We start from the raw sequence: 17715 nt of genomic DNA, 5'->3' as shown, positions 1-17715 counted from the left end.
CCCGGCCTACAAGACCCATGGGCCCGTAAATTAATACGGGCTACCACGATTAATTGTTCAGTTTCCCTGCGTTCTGCTCTCTCACGACAGAAGTCGTCTGTTCTGGATTTGCAGCAGGTTCATCTTTACGCTCTTCCAGCCAGTAATCCGCATTTTTAATCCCCAGTCGAATCGGGTCAAAGTGCGGATCCACCCCCTGCGTATTCTGAATTTCATAATCCTTAAGGCTGGCAAACGCTTTTTTATGTAAAAGCACAATGGCAATAATGTTAAGCCATGCCATCAGCCCTACCCCAATATCCCCCAGCCCCCATGCCAGATCCGCCGTACGAACTGTGCCATATACCGTTGAAGCCATCAGGCATAATTTGAGCACGAACGTCAGCCATGGACGGTGAATTTTACGGTTGATGAAGGCGATATTAGTTTCAGCAATATAGTAGTAAGCAATAATGGTGGTGAAGGCGAAGAAGAACAGCGCAACAGCAACAAAGTAATTACCAAAGCCTGGCATCATACTTTCCATTGCCGTCTGCACATAGCCAGGCCCTGCTGCCACGCCGGAAATACCGGTGTAGAGTGCAGCACCGTCAATGCCCTGGACGTTATACAGACCGGTGATCAACAGCATAAACCCGGTCGCCGAGCAGACAAACAGCGTGTCGATATAGACCGAGAAAGCCTGAACCAGCCCCTGCTTCACCGGATGGCTCACTGCCGCCGCAGATGACGCATGCGGCCCGGTACCTTGCGCCGCCTCGTTGGAATAGACTCCGCGCTTAACGCCCCACATGATAGCCTGACCAAGAATGGCACCAAAACCAGCTTCCAGACCAAAAGCGCTTTTCCAGATCAAAAGAATCACACCAGGAAGCTCGGTAATATTAATCGCGATAATAACGCAAGCCACAATAATATAGCCGAGCGCCATAAACGGAACGACCATACTGCTAAAACTGGCGATCCTTTTCACACCACCGAAAATAATAAAGCTTAACAGTACGGCAAGTAGTGCCGCCGTGACATTTGGATCAAGCCCAAATGCAATCTCCAGGCTGGCACCAATCGAGTTTGCTTGTACCCCTGGCATTAATAAACCGCAGGAGAAAATGGTGACGATGGCAAATAACCATGCATACCATTTAACGCCTAAGCCTTTTTCAATATAAAAGGCAGGACCGCCACGATATTCACCATTGATTTTTTCTTTATAAACCTGGCCCAACGTAGATTCCACAAACGCAGAACTGGCCCCCAAAAACGCCACCATCCACATCCAGAAAAGTGCGCCCGGTCCACCGAAGGTGATAGCGGTGGCGACGCCAGCAATGTTCCCGGTCCCTACACGCCCTGCCAGCGTCATCGTCAGTGCCTGGAAAGACGATACGCCAGCATCGGTAGGACGCCCCTGGAACATTAAGGTAATCATATGTTTTAAATGACGTAACTGCAAAAAACGACTACGTAATGAGAAATAGAGACCGACACCCAGACATAAAAATATTAACGCCGGGCTCCAGATAACACCGTTAATTGCACCAACCAGTTCGTTCATGTATGACCCTCAACGTGATGTTCCAGGGAAACGGTTCCCCATAGGATTTTCTTGTTAGAATGTTGTTTGAATCAGTACGAAACATAGAGAATTCGCCACAATACACCAACTTAATTTTCACATCTTAGTAACATTATGTGACAACATTCACGTTTAAATTTGAGCGAACAATTAGCGCGATCATGATATTCATGGGTATTTTGTGGATATTATAAATACACATCACATTTCGCTGAGCGTGATAAAAAACCAGCGTCAAAAATGAATAACCGACATGATGAATTCCACAAGACAGGCAATCTTTTAAAAGACAACCAGACGCGAGTCGCGAGAAGAAATAAACGAAGCTTCCCGGCATTACGCCGGGAAGGGATGACAGGTGAGCGGTAAAACAGCGATGTTTTACCGTCAGTCGGAATAGACTTCCAGCGTGCGCTGGCACAGCGCCGACCGCACACAATCTTCTTTGGTAAAGCGTACTACCCCAATCATGTCGTCTTCCTCAAAACGTGACATGGCGTCGCTCAAGCCGGATTTCACGCCGGATGGCAGGTCGCACTGGGTAATATCACCATTGACGATAACCGTCACGTTCTCCCCGAGGCGCGTTAAGAACATCTTCATTTGCGCAGCGGTCACGTTCTGAGCCTCGTCAAGAATGACGACCGCATTTTCAAATGTACGTCCGCGCATATAGGCGAACGGCGCGATTTCCACCTTGCCAATCTCTGGTCGCAGGCAGTACTGCATAAAGGATGCACCCAGTCGCTTCACCAGCACGTCATAAACGGGCCTGAAGTAAGGGGCAAACTTCTCCGATATGTCACCGGGCAAGAAGCCGAGATCTTCATCAGCTTGCAGTACCGGACGGGTAACAATAATTCTCTCCACGTCCTTATGGATCAGGGCCTCCGCTGCTTTGGCTGCACTGATCCAGGTTTTCCCGCATCCGGCTTCACCGGTTGCAAAGATGAGCTGTTTACTCTCGATAGCATTCAGGTAGTGCGCCTGAGCCTCATTGCGCGCCACAATTGGGGAATTATCACGGCTGTCCCGCGCCATGCCAATTGCTTCTACGCCACTCATCTGCACAAGCGAGGTGACCGATTCTTCTTCACGCTGTTTATGACTACGTGAATCCCGTCTCAGCACACGTTTTGCTTCGCGACGAGCTTTGATCACTGCTTTTTGTCTTCCCATGGATAGCACCTTGAGTTGTTGGTATTCATCACACGCGCCAGTTTCGGCACGATTATGCGCACGAACATCAGAGGGTTGGCTTCCTTGTAAGCCATTGCTTGCCTTGCCGGATGACGATACAGAATAGCTACGCGCACCATTCTGCACGTCGGTAGAATCTGGTTTCTGAATAGAAGGGGAGAATTTAGTGGTGAGGAAATCGCTGCCGGAGTCTGAGCCTCCGCGCCGGGTACTGCGGTTGTTGTGTTTACCTTGTCCAGTACAGGACGATACCATTCGCGATCTCCATAGTGATTCAGCATCACTGCCGGGAACTACCGCTGTCTTATCTTAAGTACATCAGGGATTATCATAAATGCAACATTTATTTTACCTGAATGCAACTTTTAAGACTGCTCCTGCAGTTGAAAACAGTCTCATACAGGAATATTACAGAAATATAACAGAGGGATAGTCATATGAAAAAATAATGTCCCCGCGAACTATCGCAGGGACAATTATCAGGCTTCTATCAGCCCTTGCGCGAGCCAGGCGTTCGAATCGCGCACGCCGGGCAGCGCGAAGAAATAGCCGCCGCCGATAGGTTTAACGTACTCTTCCAGCGCTTCGCCGTTTAACCGCTTCTGCACGGTGAGGAACCCCTTCTCCAGATCGTGCTGATAGCAGACAAACAGCAGCCCCATATCCAGCTGACCGGAATTGGTCACCCCCAGCGAGTAGCTATAGCCCCGGCGCATCATCAGGCTTGACTGCGTCTCTTTGGTGCGCGGGTTCGCCAGCCGGATATGGCTGTCCAGCGCAATGGTATCGCCATTAGGATCGCTGTCGTAATCCGGCACATCATGCTCGTGCTTCATGCCAAGCGGCGCCCCGCTCTGCTTGTCACGGCCAAAGATCGTCTGCTGCTCTTTAAGCGGCGTGCGATCCCAGAATTCCACATGGAACTGAATCACCCGCACCGCCTGATAGCTCCCGCCGACGGCCCAGGCAGGCTCACCCTGATCGGCTGTGACCCAGACGACCTCTTTCATTAGCGCGCCGTTGCTGCTGTCCGGGTTGGCGGTGCCATCCTTAAAGCCCAGCAGGTTCACCGGCGTCTCTTTGCCTTTGCTGCGGGCAGCATGGTCAGAGATAAACCCTTCCCGCTTCCAGCGCACGCTCAACAGATCAGGCGTGTGTTTGATGATATCCCGCAGAGCGTGGATCACCGTGTCCTGCGTGTTAGCGCAAATCTGCAGGAGCAGATCGCCGTGGCAGAGAGCAGCATCCAGCGAGTCATTCGGGAAACGCGTCATTTTTTGCAGCGCTTTCGGCTTCTGTTTTGCCAGCCCGTAACGTTCATCAAACAGCGATTCGCCCAGCGACACCGTAATGGTCAGATTATCCGGGGCGATGAACGACCCTAAGATCCCCGAGTCCATTGGCGGCAGACGTGGGTTTGGCGTTTCTGGCGCCGGTCCCCCTGCAGTCAGAAACGCGATGCGGGTGGTGAGCAGGCGAAACAGGCGCTCCAGGTCAGCTTTATCACTTGCCAGCGAATCAAAGGCCACCAGCATCATGGAGGCCTGCTGTGGTGTCAGAATGCCCGCCTGATGTTCGCCATAGAAAGGCTGCGTCTCCATACGGGCATCCGGTGACAGCGTACCGGGCGCACTTTGCGGTTTTACCGCATGCGCCACCGGACACCCTCCGGCCAGGGCAAATGCGCCCCCCAGCGCCCCTACCCCTTTCAACAACCGACGACGTGACGGTTCTGCCACGTCGTATTCGTCATGCTTGTTCATCGTGCCTAGTCCAGACCCAGTACGCCACGCAGCAGGGAGAGATCTTCCGCCAGGGTGGTAATCGGGCCTTTCAGCGCGTTACGGTCGGCGTCGGTCAGTTTGTCGTAGGTTTCAAACCCGTCTTTGGTGCGGTACTTCGCCAGAATGGTGTCGACTTTCTTAAAGTTAGCATCCACTTTTGCCAGCAGCTCGCTGTTCTCTTTCTGCAGCTGTGGGCGCAGCAGGTTAACAATTTTCTGCGCGCCATCGACGTTCGCCTGGAAATCCCACAGATCAGTGTGGCTGTAGCGATCTTCTTCACCGCTGATTTTGCTGGCGGCCACTTCTTCAATCAGTCCGGCCGCACCGCCCACCACTTTAGATGGCGGGAAGGCCAGCTCGCTGATGCGCTTTTGCAGCTCCAGCACGTCGCTGTTGAGCTGATCGGCATACTTCTCCATCCCTTTGGTGGAGTTATCGCCAAACAGGGCTTTCTCCAGACGGTGGAAGCCGGTGAATTTTGGATCGGCCGCTTTCTGCTCGTAATCGTCTTCACGGGCATCAATGCTGCCATCAAGATCGGAGAACAGCTCCGCAATCGGCTCAATGCGCTCGTAGTGCTGACGGGTGGGCGCATACAGGGATTTCGCTTTGTCGATATCGCCCGCTTTCACCGCATCCGTAAAGGCTTTGGTTCCCGCAGCCAGGTCTGCCGTCTCTTTGATGACATACGCTTTATAAGCGGTGATGGCATCGCCCAGGCTCAGCAGGGCCGTGCCTTTCGCGGCATCCGCTGTGGCATTCCCCTTAACGATGAGCTTACCTTTCGGGTTGGTCAGCAGACCGCAGGTCATGTCATATTCACCCGGCTGCAGGTTAGCCGTCATTTTCTGGCTAAAGCCCGGCGCGATATTTTCGCGCTCTTCCACGACCATCACGCCTTTGAGAATTTCCCACTCCAGCGCTTTCTGGCTGTGGTTCTGAATAATAAATTGTGTCTTACCGCTGTTGACCGTAATGGTCATCGGCTCACACTGCTTATCATTCACCGTCACCTTGACCTGTGGAATATCAGCAGCCTGAGCGGCGAAGGCAGAAGCAACAAGCGCTGCCACACCAACCTGTAACGCACTACGACGAAATTGAATTGCCATGACCCTTCCCTTTTAAAGTATGTTGTAACTACAGTAAGCACATCAGGGCGCAGTACGCGACGGCTGAGCGCTGGGGCGCGATGGCATAAAGAAGAGCGCCAGCGCCGGAATAAGATAGATAAAGTACATCGCCACTTCACTGACGCTTGGCGTTTCCTGGTAGCCGAAGATCCCTTCGAGCAGCGTGCCGGTCAGTGAATGGGTAGAAAGAACATTGCTAAGATCGAACGCCACATCCTGGAAGTGGTTCCACAGACCCGCCTCATGGAAAGCGCGGATCGCCCCTGCCGCCAGCCCTGCGGCCACCAGCAAAATGAACAGGCTGGTCCATTTAAAGAAGGCCCCCAGGTTCAGGCGAATGCCACCCCAGTAGAGCAGGAAACCCAGCACCACGGCCGTTGCCAGCCCCAGCATCGCCCCCAGCGGTGGCCAGATCCCCACATCCTGCTGAAAGGCAGCCAGCAGGAAGAAAACGGATTCCAGACCTTCACGCGCCACGGCGAAAAAGACCATCATGATCAGCGCCCAGCCGTGATGATTTCCCTTCTGCAGGGCATTATCTACCGCCTGCTCCAGTTGCACCTTCACGTTACGCGAGACTTTACGCATCCAGAACACCATCCAGGTGAGGATCACCACCGCTATCACGGCAACGATACCTTCGAACAGCTCCTGCTCTTTCTGCGGGAATTCACCGGTGGTTTCATTGATCAGAATGCCCAGGCCCAGACAGAGCGCAGCGGCGAGGAAAACCCCTATCCACATCACCCCAATCCAGCGTCCGCGCTGGGTTCGCTTCAGATAACTGGCGATGAGGCTAACAATGAGGGCCGCTTCCAGGCCTTCGCGTAACATAATGAGAAATGGAACAAACATGCCGACACCTTAAATGTTTATCGCGGTCAACTGATGCAAAGAAAGGTAAATTCTTGTGATAGTGATTATCATTACGGCGATAAGAAAAACAAGCGAAATGTGTGGTTTTTGATGACGAGTTGTAAACGCATCGCGGGGTAATAGTTGCGTTCGTGACGTTCCGGTTTATAAGGTATAACGAAAATGCCCATTTACGGTTAATCAGCGCTGTGGCTAAATATCCGCCTCGCAAACTAACCGAAAATAAACCATGTTTAAGATTGTCCATTTCCTGCTGGCGCTGGTGATTATTCTTGCGCTTGCCTGGCTGGTAAGTTTTGACCGCCGAAAAATTCGCATTCGCTTTGTTTTACAGCTGATCGTTATTGAAATTGCGCTGGCGTTCTTTTTCCTGCACGCCGAAAGCGGGTTATTCCTGATTAAATACGTCTCCGGTTTCTTTGAATCACTGCTGAAATTTGCCGGCGAAGGGACCAATTTCGTCTTTGGCGGAATGGGTGAAAAAGGGCTGGCGTTCATTTTCCTCGGCGTGCTTTGCCCGATTATTTTTATCTCCGCACTCATTGGTATTCTTCAGCACTGGCGTATTCTGCCGATTTTTATTCGGCTGATTGGCACGCTGCTGTCAAAACTGAACGGCATGGGCAAGCTGGAATCCTTTAACGCGGTGAGTTCGCTGATCCTCGGACAGTCTGAAAACTTTATTGCCTACAAGGGCGTACTGGGCGATCTCTCGTCACGTCGCCTGTTCACCATGGCGGCCACGGCCATGTCGACCGTCTCCCTGTCGATTGTCGGTGCCTATATGACCATGCTCGACGCTAAATTTGTGGTGGCGGCGCTCATTCTGAACATGTTCAGCACCTTTATTATTCTCTCCGTCATCAACCCGGTTCGCCCGGAAGCGGAGCCGGATATTAAGCTCGAAAAACTGCATGAATCCCAGAGCTTCTTCGAAATGCTGGGCGAGTATATTCTGGCCGGTTTTAAAGTGGCGATGATTATTCTGGCGATGCTGATTGGCTTTATTGCGCTTATTAGCGCCATTAACGCCCTCTTCTCCAGCGTATTTGGTATGAGCTTCCAGCAGATCCTGGGCTATGTGTTTTATCCGCTGGCGTGGCTGGTGGGTATTCCGCTGAGCGATGCCTTAAATGCCGGCAGTATTATGGCAACTAAGCTGGTAGCGAATGAATTTGTGGCGATGATTGAGCTGCAAAAAATTGCGCATCAGATGTCACCGCGCGGGCTGGGGATTTTATCCGTGTTCCTGGTGTCGTTCGCCAACTTCGCCTCTATCGGTATTGTCGCAGGCGCAATCAAGGGCCTGAACGAGCAGCAGGGCAACGTGGTGTCGCGGTTTGGTCTGCGTCTGGTGTATGGCGCGACGCTGGTGAGTTTGCTGTCGGCGAGCTTTGCGGGCCTGGTGCTGTGATGTGATGCCGGGTGGCGCACAGCGATCCCGGCCTACGATACAACAACGGCGGGTTATCCCGCCGTTTTCATTAAAACTGCACACACACCGGCTGATCGACCCGCATCACCGACTCCTGCGCAAAGCGGGATTTATAGATCCCGCGTAACGCCTCAATGTTCTTCTCGCTCTGCGCATCTTTTCCGTGGATCAGCATCAAGGCCTTGCTCGGCTCACGCGCCACTTTACCGTCGTTGCCCAGCCACTGTCCGCGCGCATCAAACACCGTTAAGCCATCACGAAAACGCGGCGTCACGTCCCGGTCAACAAACTGCTGCCACTCGTCGGGGGTGATCTGCGCCCCGGCCGGACGATTTAAGCCGAAATAAAGCGTGGTCTGCTGCATCTGGTTATCCACTTTGCAGGTGTCAGTCGCCGTATGCTGCGACGGTGCCGTACAGCCAGCCAACATCAGGAATGCCACTGCCAGTAACCCTGTTTTGATTGTCATGCTTCGCTATCCTCATTGTTATAAGTGCAGCGATATCACCGTAAATTACGGATTTTGGCAAGAAAAAAGCCGGATGGCGCTGACGCTCACCCGGCTTACAGTGTGCAGGAAGAAAAATTACTCAGCCTGGAGCTTCGTCGGCGGCGCAGTGTGGTAATGGGCATCCGCTTCCGCAAAGCGTTTCTGCATGGAGGCAGACGGCGCTTTACCCAGCAGGCTAAAGACCACAATACCGAGACTGCCGAAGATGAAGCCCGGGATAATTTCGTACAGACCCAGCCACGCGAACTGTTTCCAGACGATAACCGTGACCGCACCGATAATCATCCCCGCCAGCGCGCCGTTACGGGTCATACGCGACCACATCACGGAGAACAGCACCACCGGACCAAACGCCGCACCAAAGCCCGCCCACGCGTAGCTCACCAGACCCAGCACGCGGTTTTCCGGGTTCGACGCCAGCGCAATGGCCACCAGCGCCACCACCAGCACCATGAAGCGCCCTACCCACACCAGCTCTTTCTGGCTTGCGCCTTTACGCAGGAATGCCTTGTAGAGGTCTTCGGTGATCGCACTGGAGCAGACCAGCAGCTGGCAGCTCAGGGTGGACATCACCGCCGCCAGAATAGCGGAGAGCAGAATACCGGCGATCCACGGGTTAAACAGCACCTGCGCCAGCTCGATAAACACACGCTCGGCGTTCTGGTTTACCGCGCCCGCCTGCGCCGGGTTGTTGTTGAAGTATGCAATGCCAAAGAAGCCCACCGCGCACGCCCCTGCCAGGCAGAGGATCATCCACGTCATACTGATGCGACGCGCATGAACGATGGTGTGGTGAGAATCGGCCGCCATAAAGCGCGCCAGGATATGCGGCTGACCGAAATAGCCCAGACCCCAGCCCATCAGGGAGACGATGGCAACAAAGTTCAGCCCTTTCAGCATATCGACGTTTTCAATGCTCTTCTGCTTGATCACTTCCAGCGACTCGCCAAAACCACCTACGGTGAAGATCACAATCACCGGGGTCAGGATCAGGGCGAAAATCATCAGGCTCGCCTGCACGGTGTCGGTCCAGCTTACCGCCAGGAACCCACCCACGAAGGTGTAGAGGATGGTAGCCGCCGCACCGGCCCACAGGGCGGTTTCGTAGCTCATGCCGAAGGTGCTTTCGAACAGACGCGCACCGGCCACAATGCCGGAGGCACAATAAATAGTGAAGAACAGCAGGATCACCACCGCCGAGATAATGCGCAGGATGCGGCTGTTATCTTCAAAACGGCCGGTGAAATAATCCGGCAGCGTCAGGGCGTTGTTGTTCACTTCGGTATGCACGCGCAGACGGCCTGCTACCAGCTTCCAGTTAATCCACGCCCCGAGAGTCAGGCCAATGGCGATCCAGCTTTCAGAGATGCCGGAGATGAAAATCGCACCCGGCAGCCCCATCAGCAGCCAGCCACTCATGTCCGATGCCCCCGCAGAAAGCGCAGTCACCATTGGGCCTAAACTGCGGCCACCCAGAATGTAGTCGTCAAAGTTCTTTGTAGAACGCCATGCCAAAAACCCTATCAGGATCATGCCAAAAATATAAACGAGAAATGTCACCAGCATCGGTGTGCTCATTGCCATTCAAATTCTCCAAAAGTCGAGCGACAACCGTCCGGGTTGCCTTGTTATGTCATCACCGGAACGGGGTGATGGGTATCTGTGTTTCTGTTGGCCGCGCGTATCCTGCCGTAAGCAGTGCTCGCACACAAACGATTTAACACTGCATTTACATCAAATTCATCCCCGGTTTTATATGTCTTTCCTATAGGTTGCACTTGCTCACATTTATACGGGTTGCACCTTTTAAAAGTGTTAAGTACCGCATAAAAACAGGCTTCGTATGCAGAAGCCAGCGCTTTTTTCCAGCTAACCATCCGTTAACAATCCATTCATTTTTCAGCTTGCTAGCCGGGTCACATTTAACACGGTTGCACAAAGTTGCAACATGGTGGATATTTCAGGCTAACCACCGAACACGATCAAAGAACAACAGGAGTTTTGGCATGGGCATGACCACCATGGGGGTTAAGCTGGATGACGCAACCCGCGAACGGATTAAGACCGCAGCAACCCGCATTGACCGCACGCCGCACTGGCTAATCAAGCAGGCAATTTTTAACTATCTCGAACGGCTTGAGAGCGACGAAGGTCTGCCCGAGCTGCCCGCCCTGCTGGCAGGTGCCGCCAATGAGAGCGAAGACGCGCCGGTTGCTGGCGACGAGAATCATCAGCCGTTCCTGGAGTTCGCGGAGCAGATCCTGCCGCAGTCCGTCAGCCGCGCCGCCATTACCGGTGCGTACCGCCGTGCTGAAACGGACGCCGTGCCAATGCTGCTGGAGCAGGCTCGCCTGCCTGAAGCCGTCGCCGCGCAGGCGCACAGCCTGGCGTATCAGCTGGCCGACAAACTGCGTAACCAGAAAACCGCCAGCGGCCGTGCCGGTATGGTGCAGAGCCTACTGCAGGAGTTTTCCCTCTCCTCCCAGGAAGGCGTGGCGCTGATGTGTCTGGCGGAAGCACTGCTGCGTATTCCTGATAAAGCCACCCGCGATGCGCTGATCCGCGACAAAATCAGCAACGGCAACTGGCAGTCACACATTGGCCGCAGCCCGTCGCTGTTCGTTAACGCCGCCACCTGGGGTCTGCTGTTTACCGGCAAGCTGGTCTCGACCCACAACGAAGCGAACCTCTCCCGCTCCCTGAACCGTATTATCGGCAAGAGCGGCGAACCGCTGATCCGCAAAGGCGTGGATATGGCAATGCGCCTGATGGGCGAGCAGTTTGTTACCGGTGAAACCATCGCCGAAGCGCTGGCTAACGCCCGCAAGCTGGAAGATAAAGGGTTCCGCTACTCTTACGACATGCTGGGTGAAGCGGCCCTGACCGCTGCCGACGCGCAGGCCTACATGGTCTCTTACCAGCAGGCGATCCACGCCATCGGTAAAGCGTCCAACGGTCGCGGTATTTATGAAGGTCCGGGCATCTCAATCAAGCTCTCCGCCCTGCACCCGCGCTACAGCCGCGCGCAGTACGACCGGGTGATGGAAGAGCTCTACCCGCGCCTGAAATCCCTGACCCTGCTGGCGCGCCAGTATGACATTGGCATCAACATCGACGCCGAAGAGGCAGACCGTCTGGAGATCTCGCTCGATCTGCTGGAAAAACTGTGCTTTGAGCCAGAACTGGCAGGCTGGAACGGAATTGGCTTTGTTATTCAGGCCTACCAGAAACGCTGCCCGTTCGTTATTGATTACCTGATTGACCTGGCCAGCCGCAGCCGTCGTCGCCTGATGATCCGACTGGTAAAAGGCGCTTACTGGGACAGCGAGATCAAACGCGCCCAGATGGAAGGTCTGGAAGGCTACCCGGTTTACACCCGCAAGGTTTACACCGACGTCTCTTACCTCGCCTGTGCGAAAAAGCTGCTCGGCGTACCAAACCTGATCTACCCGCAGTTCGCTACCCACAACGCTCATACCCTGGCGGCGATCTACACCCTGGCCGGGCAGAACTACTATCCGGGCCAGTACGAATTCCAGTGCCTGCACGGCATGGGTGAACCGCTGTATGAGCAGGTCACCGGTAAAGTGGCAGAGGGCAAGCTGAACCGTCCGTGCCGTATTTATGCTCCGGTGGGTACCCATGAAACCCTGCTGGCGTACCTGGTGCGTCGTCTGCTGGAGAACGGGGCGAACACCTCCTTCGTTAACCGCATTGCCGATACCACCCTGCCGCTGGACGAGCTGGTTGCCGATCCGGTGCAGGCCGTTGAGAAAATGGCGGCTCAGGAAGGCCAGATTGGTCTGCCGCATCCGAAGATTGCCCTGCCGCGCGAGCTGTACGGCAAAGGCCGCATCAACTCGGCGGGTCTGGATCTCGCCAACGAACACCGTCTGGCATCTCTCTCCTCTGCCCTGCTCAACAGCGCGCTGCAGAAATGGCAGGCCAAACCGATGCTGGAACAGCCGGTCGCAGACGGCGAGATGCAGCCGGTGATCAACCCGGCAGAGCCAAAAGATATTGTCGGCTACGTGCGTGAAGCCACGGAAGCGGAAGTGGAGCAGGCGCTGGAGAGCGCGGTAAACAACGCGCCAATCTGGTTCGCCACCCCGCCGCAAGAACGTGCCGCCATTCTGGAACGCGCCGCAGTGCTGATGGAAGATCAGATGCAGTCGCTCATTGGTATCCTGGTGCGCGAAGCGGGGAAAACCTTCAGCAACGCCATCGCCGAAGTCCGTGAAGCCGTCGACTTCCTGCACTACTACGCAGGCCAGGTGCGCGATGATTTCGATAACGAAACGCACCGCCCGCTTGGTCCTGTGGTCTGTATCAGCCCGTGGAACTTCCCGCTGGCGATCTTCACCGGCCAGATTGCCGCCGCGCTTGCCGCAGGCAACAGCGTGCTGGCCAAACCGGCGGAGCAAACCCCGCTGATTGCCGCTCAGGGGATTAACATCCTGCTGGAAGCGGGCGTACCGGCGGGCGTGGTGCAGCTGCTGCCTGGGCGGGGTGAAACAGTGGGTGCGAAGCTCACTGCGGATAACCGCGTGCGCGGCGTGATGTTTACCGGCTCGACCGAAGTGGCCTCCCTGCTGCAGCGTAACATTGCCACCCGTCTGGATGCCCAGGGCCGCCCAACGCCGCTCATCGCGGAAACCGGCGGCATGAACGCCATGATTGTCGACTCCTCTGCTCTCACCGAGCAGGTAGTGGTAGACGTGCTGGCCTCCGCCTTTGACAGCGCGGGTCAGCGCTGCTCCGCCCTGCGCGTGTTGTGCCTGCAGGACGACGTGGCCGACCACACGCTGAAGATGCTGCGTGGTGCCATGGCCGAGTGCCGCATGGGCAACCCGGGCCGCCTCACCACCGATATCGGGCCGGTGATCGACGCGGAAGCCAAAGCGAATATTGAAAACCACATTCAGGCCATGCGTGCCAAAGGCCGTCCGGTGTTCCAGGCCGTGCGCGAGAACAGCGAAGATGCCCGCGAGTGGCAGACCGGCACCTTTGTGCCGCCTACGCTTATCGAGCTGGCAAGCTTCGACGAGCTGAAAAAAGAGGTCTTCGGCCCGGTCCTGCACGTGGTGCGTTACAACCGTAACAACCTGAATGCATTGATTGAGCAGATCAACGCCTCCGGCTATGGCCTGACGCTCGGCGTGCATACCCGTATCGACGAAACCATCGCCCAGGTCACCGGCAGCGCCAAAGTGGGCAACCTGTACGTCAACCGCAACATGGTTGGCGCGGTCGTGGGCGTGCAGCCGTTCGGCGGCGAGGGGCTCTCCGGCACCGGTCCTAAAGCGGGTGGCCCGCTCTATCTGTACCGTCTGCTGGCGAACCGTCCTGAGCGCGCGCTGGGCGTGACGCTGGCACGCCAGGACGCGGACTATCCGGTGGATGTCCAGCTGAAAACCGTGCTGACGCAGCCGCTGGAAGCACTCATCAGCTGGGCGGAAAAACGTCCTGAGCTGCGCGCTGTCGCACAGCAGTACGGCGAGCTGGCGCAGGCTGGCACGCAGCGTCTGCTGCCGGGTCCTACCGGCGAACGCAACACCTGGACGCTGATGCCGCGCGAACGCGTGCTGTGCGTGGCGGATAACGAACAGGATGCGCTGGTTCAGCTGGCCGCCGCGATGGCAACAGGTTGTGAAGTGCTGTGGCCGGAAGACGGTCTGCACCGCGATCTGGCGAAGCAACTGCCGAAAGCGGTTTCTGCCCGCATTCACTTTGCGAAGCCTGATGCCCTGCTTGCGCAGCCGTTTGACGCGGTTATCTACCACGGTGATTCCGATCAGCTGCGCGAACTGTGCGAGCAGGTTGCGGCCCGCAGCGGGGCGATTGTTTCGGTGCAGGGCTTCGCCCGCGGTGAAACCAACCTGCTGCTGGAGCGCCTGTACGTGGAGCGTTCGCTCAGCGTCAACACCGCGGCAGCGGGCGGTAACGCCAGCCTGATGACAATCGGGTAATCGTGTACACTCTCCCCGGTGACGCTACGCTAACCGGGGCTACAACTTCACCTTAGGCCGGATAAGCACAGCGCATCCGGCTTTTTTACACGGAGGGGATGATGAAAAGAGTATTTCTCGCAGGCGCCGCCCTGCTGCTGAGCGCCAGCGCGCTGGCCGACGAGTGCGACAACGCCACTACGCAGCTTGAACTGAACACCTGTAGCGCGCAGCAGTACCAGGCCGCTGATAAAAAGCTCAACCAGACTTATCAGTCCGCCATTAAGCGTGCGGCGGCCCCGCAGCGTGACCTGCTGAAAAAAGCGCAGCAGGCGTGGATCGCCCTGCGCGATGCGGATTGCAATTTTATCGGTTCTGGTACCGAGGGAGGCAGCGTGCAGCCTATGATCATTAGTCAGTGCCTGACGGAGAAAACCGTGGAACGCGAGGCGTTTCTGGCCTCGCTGATGCAGTGTGAAGAGGGCAACTTAAGCTGTCCCCTCACCCCATAGGGGCGAGGGAGAAAAGACAGCACAGAACAGTCCCCTCTCCCCGTGGGAGAGGGTTAGGGAGAGGGAAACTAGCGCACGCGGATCCCTTCAATAATCATCCGCTGCACGTTTTCGAGGGTGCTCTGGAAAAACGCTTCGTCCTGCAGCGTCTTTCCGGTTACCGCTTCCACCTGGGCCGCAAAGTCTGCATAGTGCTGGGTGGCGGCCCAAATCATAAAGATCAGATGCTGCGGATCGACAGGTGCCAGTTTGCCGCTGGCGACCCACCCGGCGATGATCGCGGATTTATCGTCCACCAGCTGTTTTAAATCCCCCGTTAGCTCTGCCTTCAGCAGCGGCGCGCCCTGCAGCATCTCCAGACAGAACAGCCGGGATGCCTGCGGATAATCACGGGACACCTCCAGCTTCAGGCGGATGTACTCTTTGATCGCCACCAGCGGGGCGAACTCCTGACGAAAGGCCTTTAGCGGCGCCAGCCAGATATCCAGGATCTGCTGCATTACTGCCACATACAGCGCCTCTTTCGACGGGTAATAGTAGAGCAGATTGGTTTTGGACACCCCGGCCTGCTCCGCCACCTGTTCCAGGCGCGTGCCGTGAATGCCGAACTGTGAAAAGGTCTCCAGCGCCGCACTGAGGATGGCGTGCTTTTTGGCGCTCACCGCCTGCGAACGTTTACCTGCTGTTTTCACTGCGCCTTGTGTCATCCCGCTCTCCTTATTCTGCGTTGCCAACAGCATAGCAAAACCCCCGCCTCGCCACGACATTCTGCACTCCCATCGCGCATGAATGCCTGTTTTGTGTGCAATGTTTTTGACCAGTTAGTCCACTTTTGTCACGTTTAATTCATCAACCATTGATTAACACATTAATAACAAAGCCATTTTGAAAACTGGCACTCCCTTTGCAAAACCCTGTTCACCTGCAACGTAGTGAAGAGAGGTTCGTGATGAAAATTGGCGTATTTGTACCCATCGGCAACAACGGCTGGCTTATCTCGACCACTGCCCCGCAATACATGCCGACCTTTGAGCTGAACAAAGCCATCGTGCAAAAAGCGGAGCACTACCATTTCGACTTTGCACTTTCGATGATCAAGCTGCGCGGCTTTGGCGGCAAAACCGAATTCTGGGATCACAATCTGGAGTCTTTCACCCTGATGGCGGGCCTGGCGGCGGTGACGTCACGGATTGAGATCTACGCCACCGCCGCCACGCTCACCCTGCCGCCAGCCATTGTCGCGCGGATGGCCTCCACTATCGACTCCATCTCCGGGGGACGCTTTGGCGTCAATCTGGTCACCGGCTGGCAAAAGCCGGAGTACGACCAGATGGGGCTCTGGCCGGGAGATGAGTACTTCTCGCGCCGCTATGAGTACCTTACCGAATACGTGCAGGTGCTGCGCGATCTGTGGGGTACCGGCAAGAGCGATTTCAAAGGTGACTACTTCACCATGAATGACTGTCGCGTCAGCCCGCAGCCTTCTGCGCCAATGAAGGTGATCTGCGCCGGGCAGAGCGACGCGGGAATGGCGTTCTCGGCAAAATACGCCGACTTCAATTTCTGTTTCGGTAAAGGCGTCAACACCCCCGCCGCCTTCGCCCCGACCGCCGCCCGCATGAAAGAGGCCGCCGACAAAACCGGCCGTGATGTGGGCTCTTACGTGCTGTTTATGGTCATTGCCGACGAAACCGATGAGGCCGCGCGCGCCAAATGGGAGCGTTATAAAGACGGGGCCGACGACGAGGCCCTGAGCTGGCTCACCGAACAGAGCCAGAAAGATACCCGTTCCGGCGCGGACACCAATGTGCGCCAGATGGCCGACCCGACCTCTGCCGTCAATATCAACATGGGCACGCTCGTCGGCTCGTATGCCAGCGTTGCCAGAATGCTCGACGAAGTGGCCGCCGTTCCCGGCGCGGAAGGTGTTCTGCTGACCTTCGACGATTTCCTCACCGGCGTGGAGACCTTCGGCGAGCGCATTCAGCCGCTGATGCAGTGCCGCGCCCACATTCCTGCCATCACCAGGGAGGTGGCGTAATGACAACCCTTAATGCCCGTCCGGAAGCCATCACCTTTTCTGCACCGCAGAGCGCGCTGATTGTGGTGGATATGCAAAACGCCTACGCCAGCCCCGGCGGTTATCTGGATCTGGCGGGGTTTGACGTCTCCGCCACCCGGCCGGTGATTGAGAACATCAAAACCGCCGTCGCCGCCGCACGCGCCGCCGGGATGCTCATCATCTGGTTTCAGAACGGCTGGGACGATCAATACGTGGAAGCCGGTGGCCCCGGCTCGCCCAATTTTCACAAATCGAACGCCCTGAAAACCATGCGCAAACGGCCCGAACTGCAGGGCAAGCTGCTGGCTAAAGGTGGCTGGGATTATCAGCTGGTGGATGAACTGGTGCCGGAGGCAGGCGATATCGTGCTGCCTAAACCGTGCTACAGCGGCTTTTTCAACACGCCACTCGACAGCCTGCTGCGCAGCCGGGGCATTCGTCATCTGGTCTTTACCGGCATTGCCACCAATGTCTGCGTGGAGTCGACCCTGCGCGACGGCTTCTTCCTCGAGTATTTCGGCGTGGTACTGGAAGACGCCACTCATCAGGCGGGGCCGGAATTTGCCCAGAAAGCGGCGCTGTTCAATATCGAAACCTTTTTTGGCTGGGTCAGTAACGTCGCCGATTTTTGCGACGCCCTGAGCCCGCCGCTCGCCCGTATCGCCTGAGGAGACATAC

At 56.0% G+C, this 17715-nt stretch carries 13 protein-coding genes; 5 read left to right on the top strand and 8 right to left on the bottom strand.

The window, feature by feature from the left end; genetic code table 11:
• Positions 1-49: 49 nt before the first annotated feature.
• From AX755_RS15015 to efeU, 5 genes are all read right to left on the bottom strand, one after another.
• A complete protein-coding gene (locus AX755_RS15015) occupies positions 50-1555 on the bottom strand; it encodes an alanine/glycine:cation symporter family protein (protein WP_062857012.1) in 1506 nt (501 codons plus the stop codon).
• 408 nt (positions 1556-1963) lie between these two features.
• A complete protein-coding gene (gene phoH / locus AX755_RS15010) occupies positions 1964-2755 on the bottom strand; it encodes a phosphate starvation-inducible protein PhoH (RefSeq protein ID WP_013097183.1) in 792 nt (263 codons plus the stop codon).
• Between the two features lie 500 nt (positions 2756-3255).
• Positions 3256-4539 carry an iron uptake transporter deferrochelatase/peroxidase subunit gene (efeB, locus tag AX755_RS15005; protein ID WP_062857011.1) on the bottom strand — a complete coding sequence of 428 codons (1284 nt, stop codon included), beginning with the start codon at positions 4537-4539 and terminating at the stop codon, positions 3256-3258.
• Positions 4540-4544: 5 nt separating this feature from the next.
• Positions 4545-5672: an iron uptake system protein EfeO gene (gene efeO, locus AX755_RS15000; protein ID WP_013097185.1), complete on the bottom strand. Its 1128-nt coding sequence runs from the start codon at positions 5670-5672 to the stop codon at positions 4545-4547.
• Between the two features lie 42 nt (positions 5673-5714).
• Positions 5715-6548 (bottom strand): iron uptake transporter permease EfeU, encoded by an 834-nt coding sequence (gene efeU / locus AX755_RS14995; RefSeq protein WP_013097186.1) that lies wholly within the window; start codon positions 6546-6548, stop codon positions 5715-5717.
• A 250-nt stretch (positions 6549-6798) separates the two neighbouring features.
• Between efeU and AX755_RS14990 the strand changes: the two genes are divergently transcribed.
• Positions 6799-7983: a NupC/NupG family nucleoside CNT transporter gene (locus AX755_RS14990; RefSeq protein ID WP_020689647.1), complete on the top strand. Its 1185-nt coding sequence runs from the start codon at positions 6799-6801 to the stop codon at positions 7981-7983.
• A 70-nt stretch (positions 7984-8053) separates the two neighbouring features.
• Here AX755_RS14990 and AX755_RS14985 read toward each other — a convergent pair whose 3' ends face one another.
• Positions 8054-8473, bottom strand: a complete 420-nt coding sequence (locus AX755_RS14985; RefSeq protein ID WP_029882759.1) for a DUF3574 domain-containing protein — start codon at positions 8471-8473, stop codon at positions 8054-8056.
• 117 nt (positions 8474-8590) lie between these two features.
• Positions 8591-10099 carry a sodium/proline symporter PutP gene (gene putP / locus AX755_RS14980; RefSeq protein ID WP_029882760.1) on the bottom strand — a complete coding sequence of 503 codons (1509 nt, stop codon included), beginning with the start codon at positions 10097-10099 and terminating at the stop codon, positions 8591-8593.
• Positions 10100-10521: 422 nt separating this feature from the next.
• On the opposite strand from putP, the gene putA reads away from it, so the two are divergent.
• Together putA and AX755_RS14970 are read left to right on the top strand one after the other, a co-directional pair.
• Complete coding sequence (gene putA / locus AX755_RS14975; protein ID WP_040023863.1) at positions 10522-14484, top strand: trifunctional transcriptional regulator/proline dehydrogenase/L-glutamate gamma-semialdehyde dehydrogenase; 3963 nt, start codon at positions 10522-10524, stop codon at positions 14482-14484.
• A 101-nt stretch (positions 14485-14585) separates the two neighbouring features.
• A complete protein-coding gene (locus AX755_RS14970) occupies positions 14586-14975 on the top strand; it encodes a lysozyme inhibitor LprI family protein (RefSeq protein WP_029882762.1) in 390 nt (129 codons plus the stop codon).
• Between the two features lie 68 nt (positions 14976-15043).
• On the opposite strand, the gene rutR is transcribed toward AX755_RS14970, so the two are convergent.
• A complete protein-coding gene (gene rutR / locus AX755_RS14965; RefSeq protein ID WP_013097192.1) occupies positions 15044-15682 on the bottom strand; it encodes an HTH-type transcriptional regulator RutR in 639 nt (212 codons plus the stop codon).
• A 242-nt stretch (positions 15683-15924) separates the two neighbouring features.
• Here rutR and rutA point away from each other — a divergent pair, with 242 nt between their 5' ends.
• Both rutA and rutB read left to right on the top strand, forming a co-directional pair.
• Positions 15925-17016 carry a pyrimidine utilization protein A gene (gene rutA / locus AX755_RS14960; RefSeq protein ID WP_062857010.1) on the top strand — a complete coding sequence of 364 codons (1092 nt, stop codon included), beginning with the start codon at positions 15925-15927 and terminating at the stop codon, positions 17014-17016.
• Positions 17016-17705, top strand: coding sequence for a pyrimidine utilization protein B (gene rutB, locus AX755_RS14955; RefSeq protein WP_062857009.1), 690 nt, complete (start codon positions 17016-17018; stop codon positions 17703-17705). Before rutA ends, rutB begins: the two co-directional genes overlap by 1 nt.
• The last annotated feature ends 10 nt before the right edge of the window (positions 17706-17715 follow it).

It is taken from the genome of Enterobacter sp. SENG-6 (assembly GCF_001605945.1).
Taxonomy (GTDB): Bacteria; Pseudomonadota; Gammaproteobacteria; order Enterobacterales; family Enterobacteriaceae; genus Enterobacter; species Enterobacter cloacae.
The sequence above is the reverse complement of the archived record's forward strand: the minus strand, read 5'-3'. Positions and strand labels throughout refer to the sequence as shown.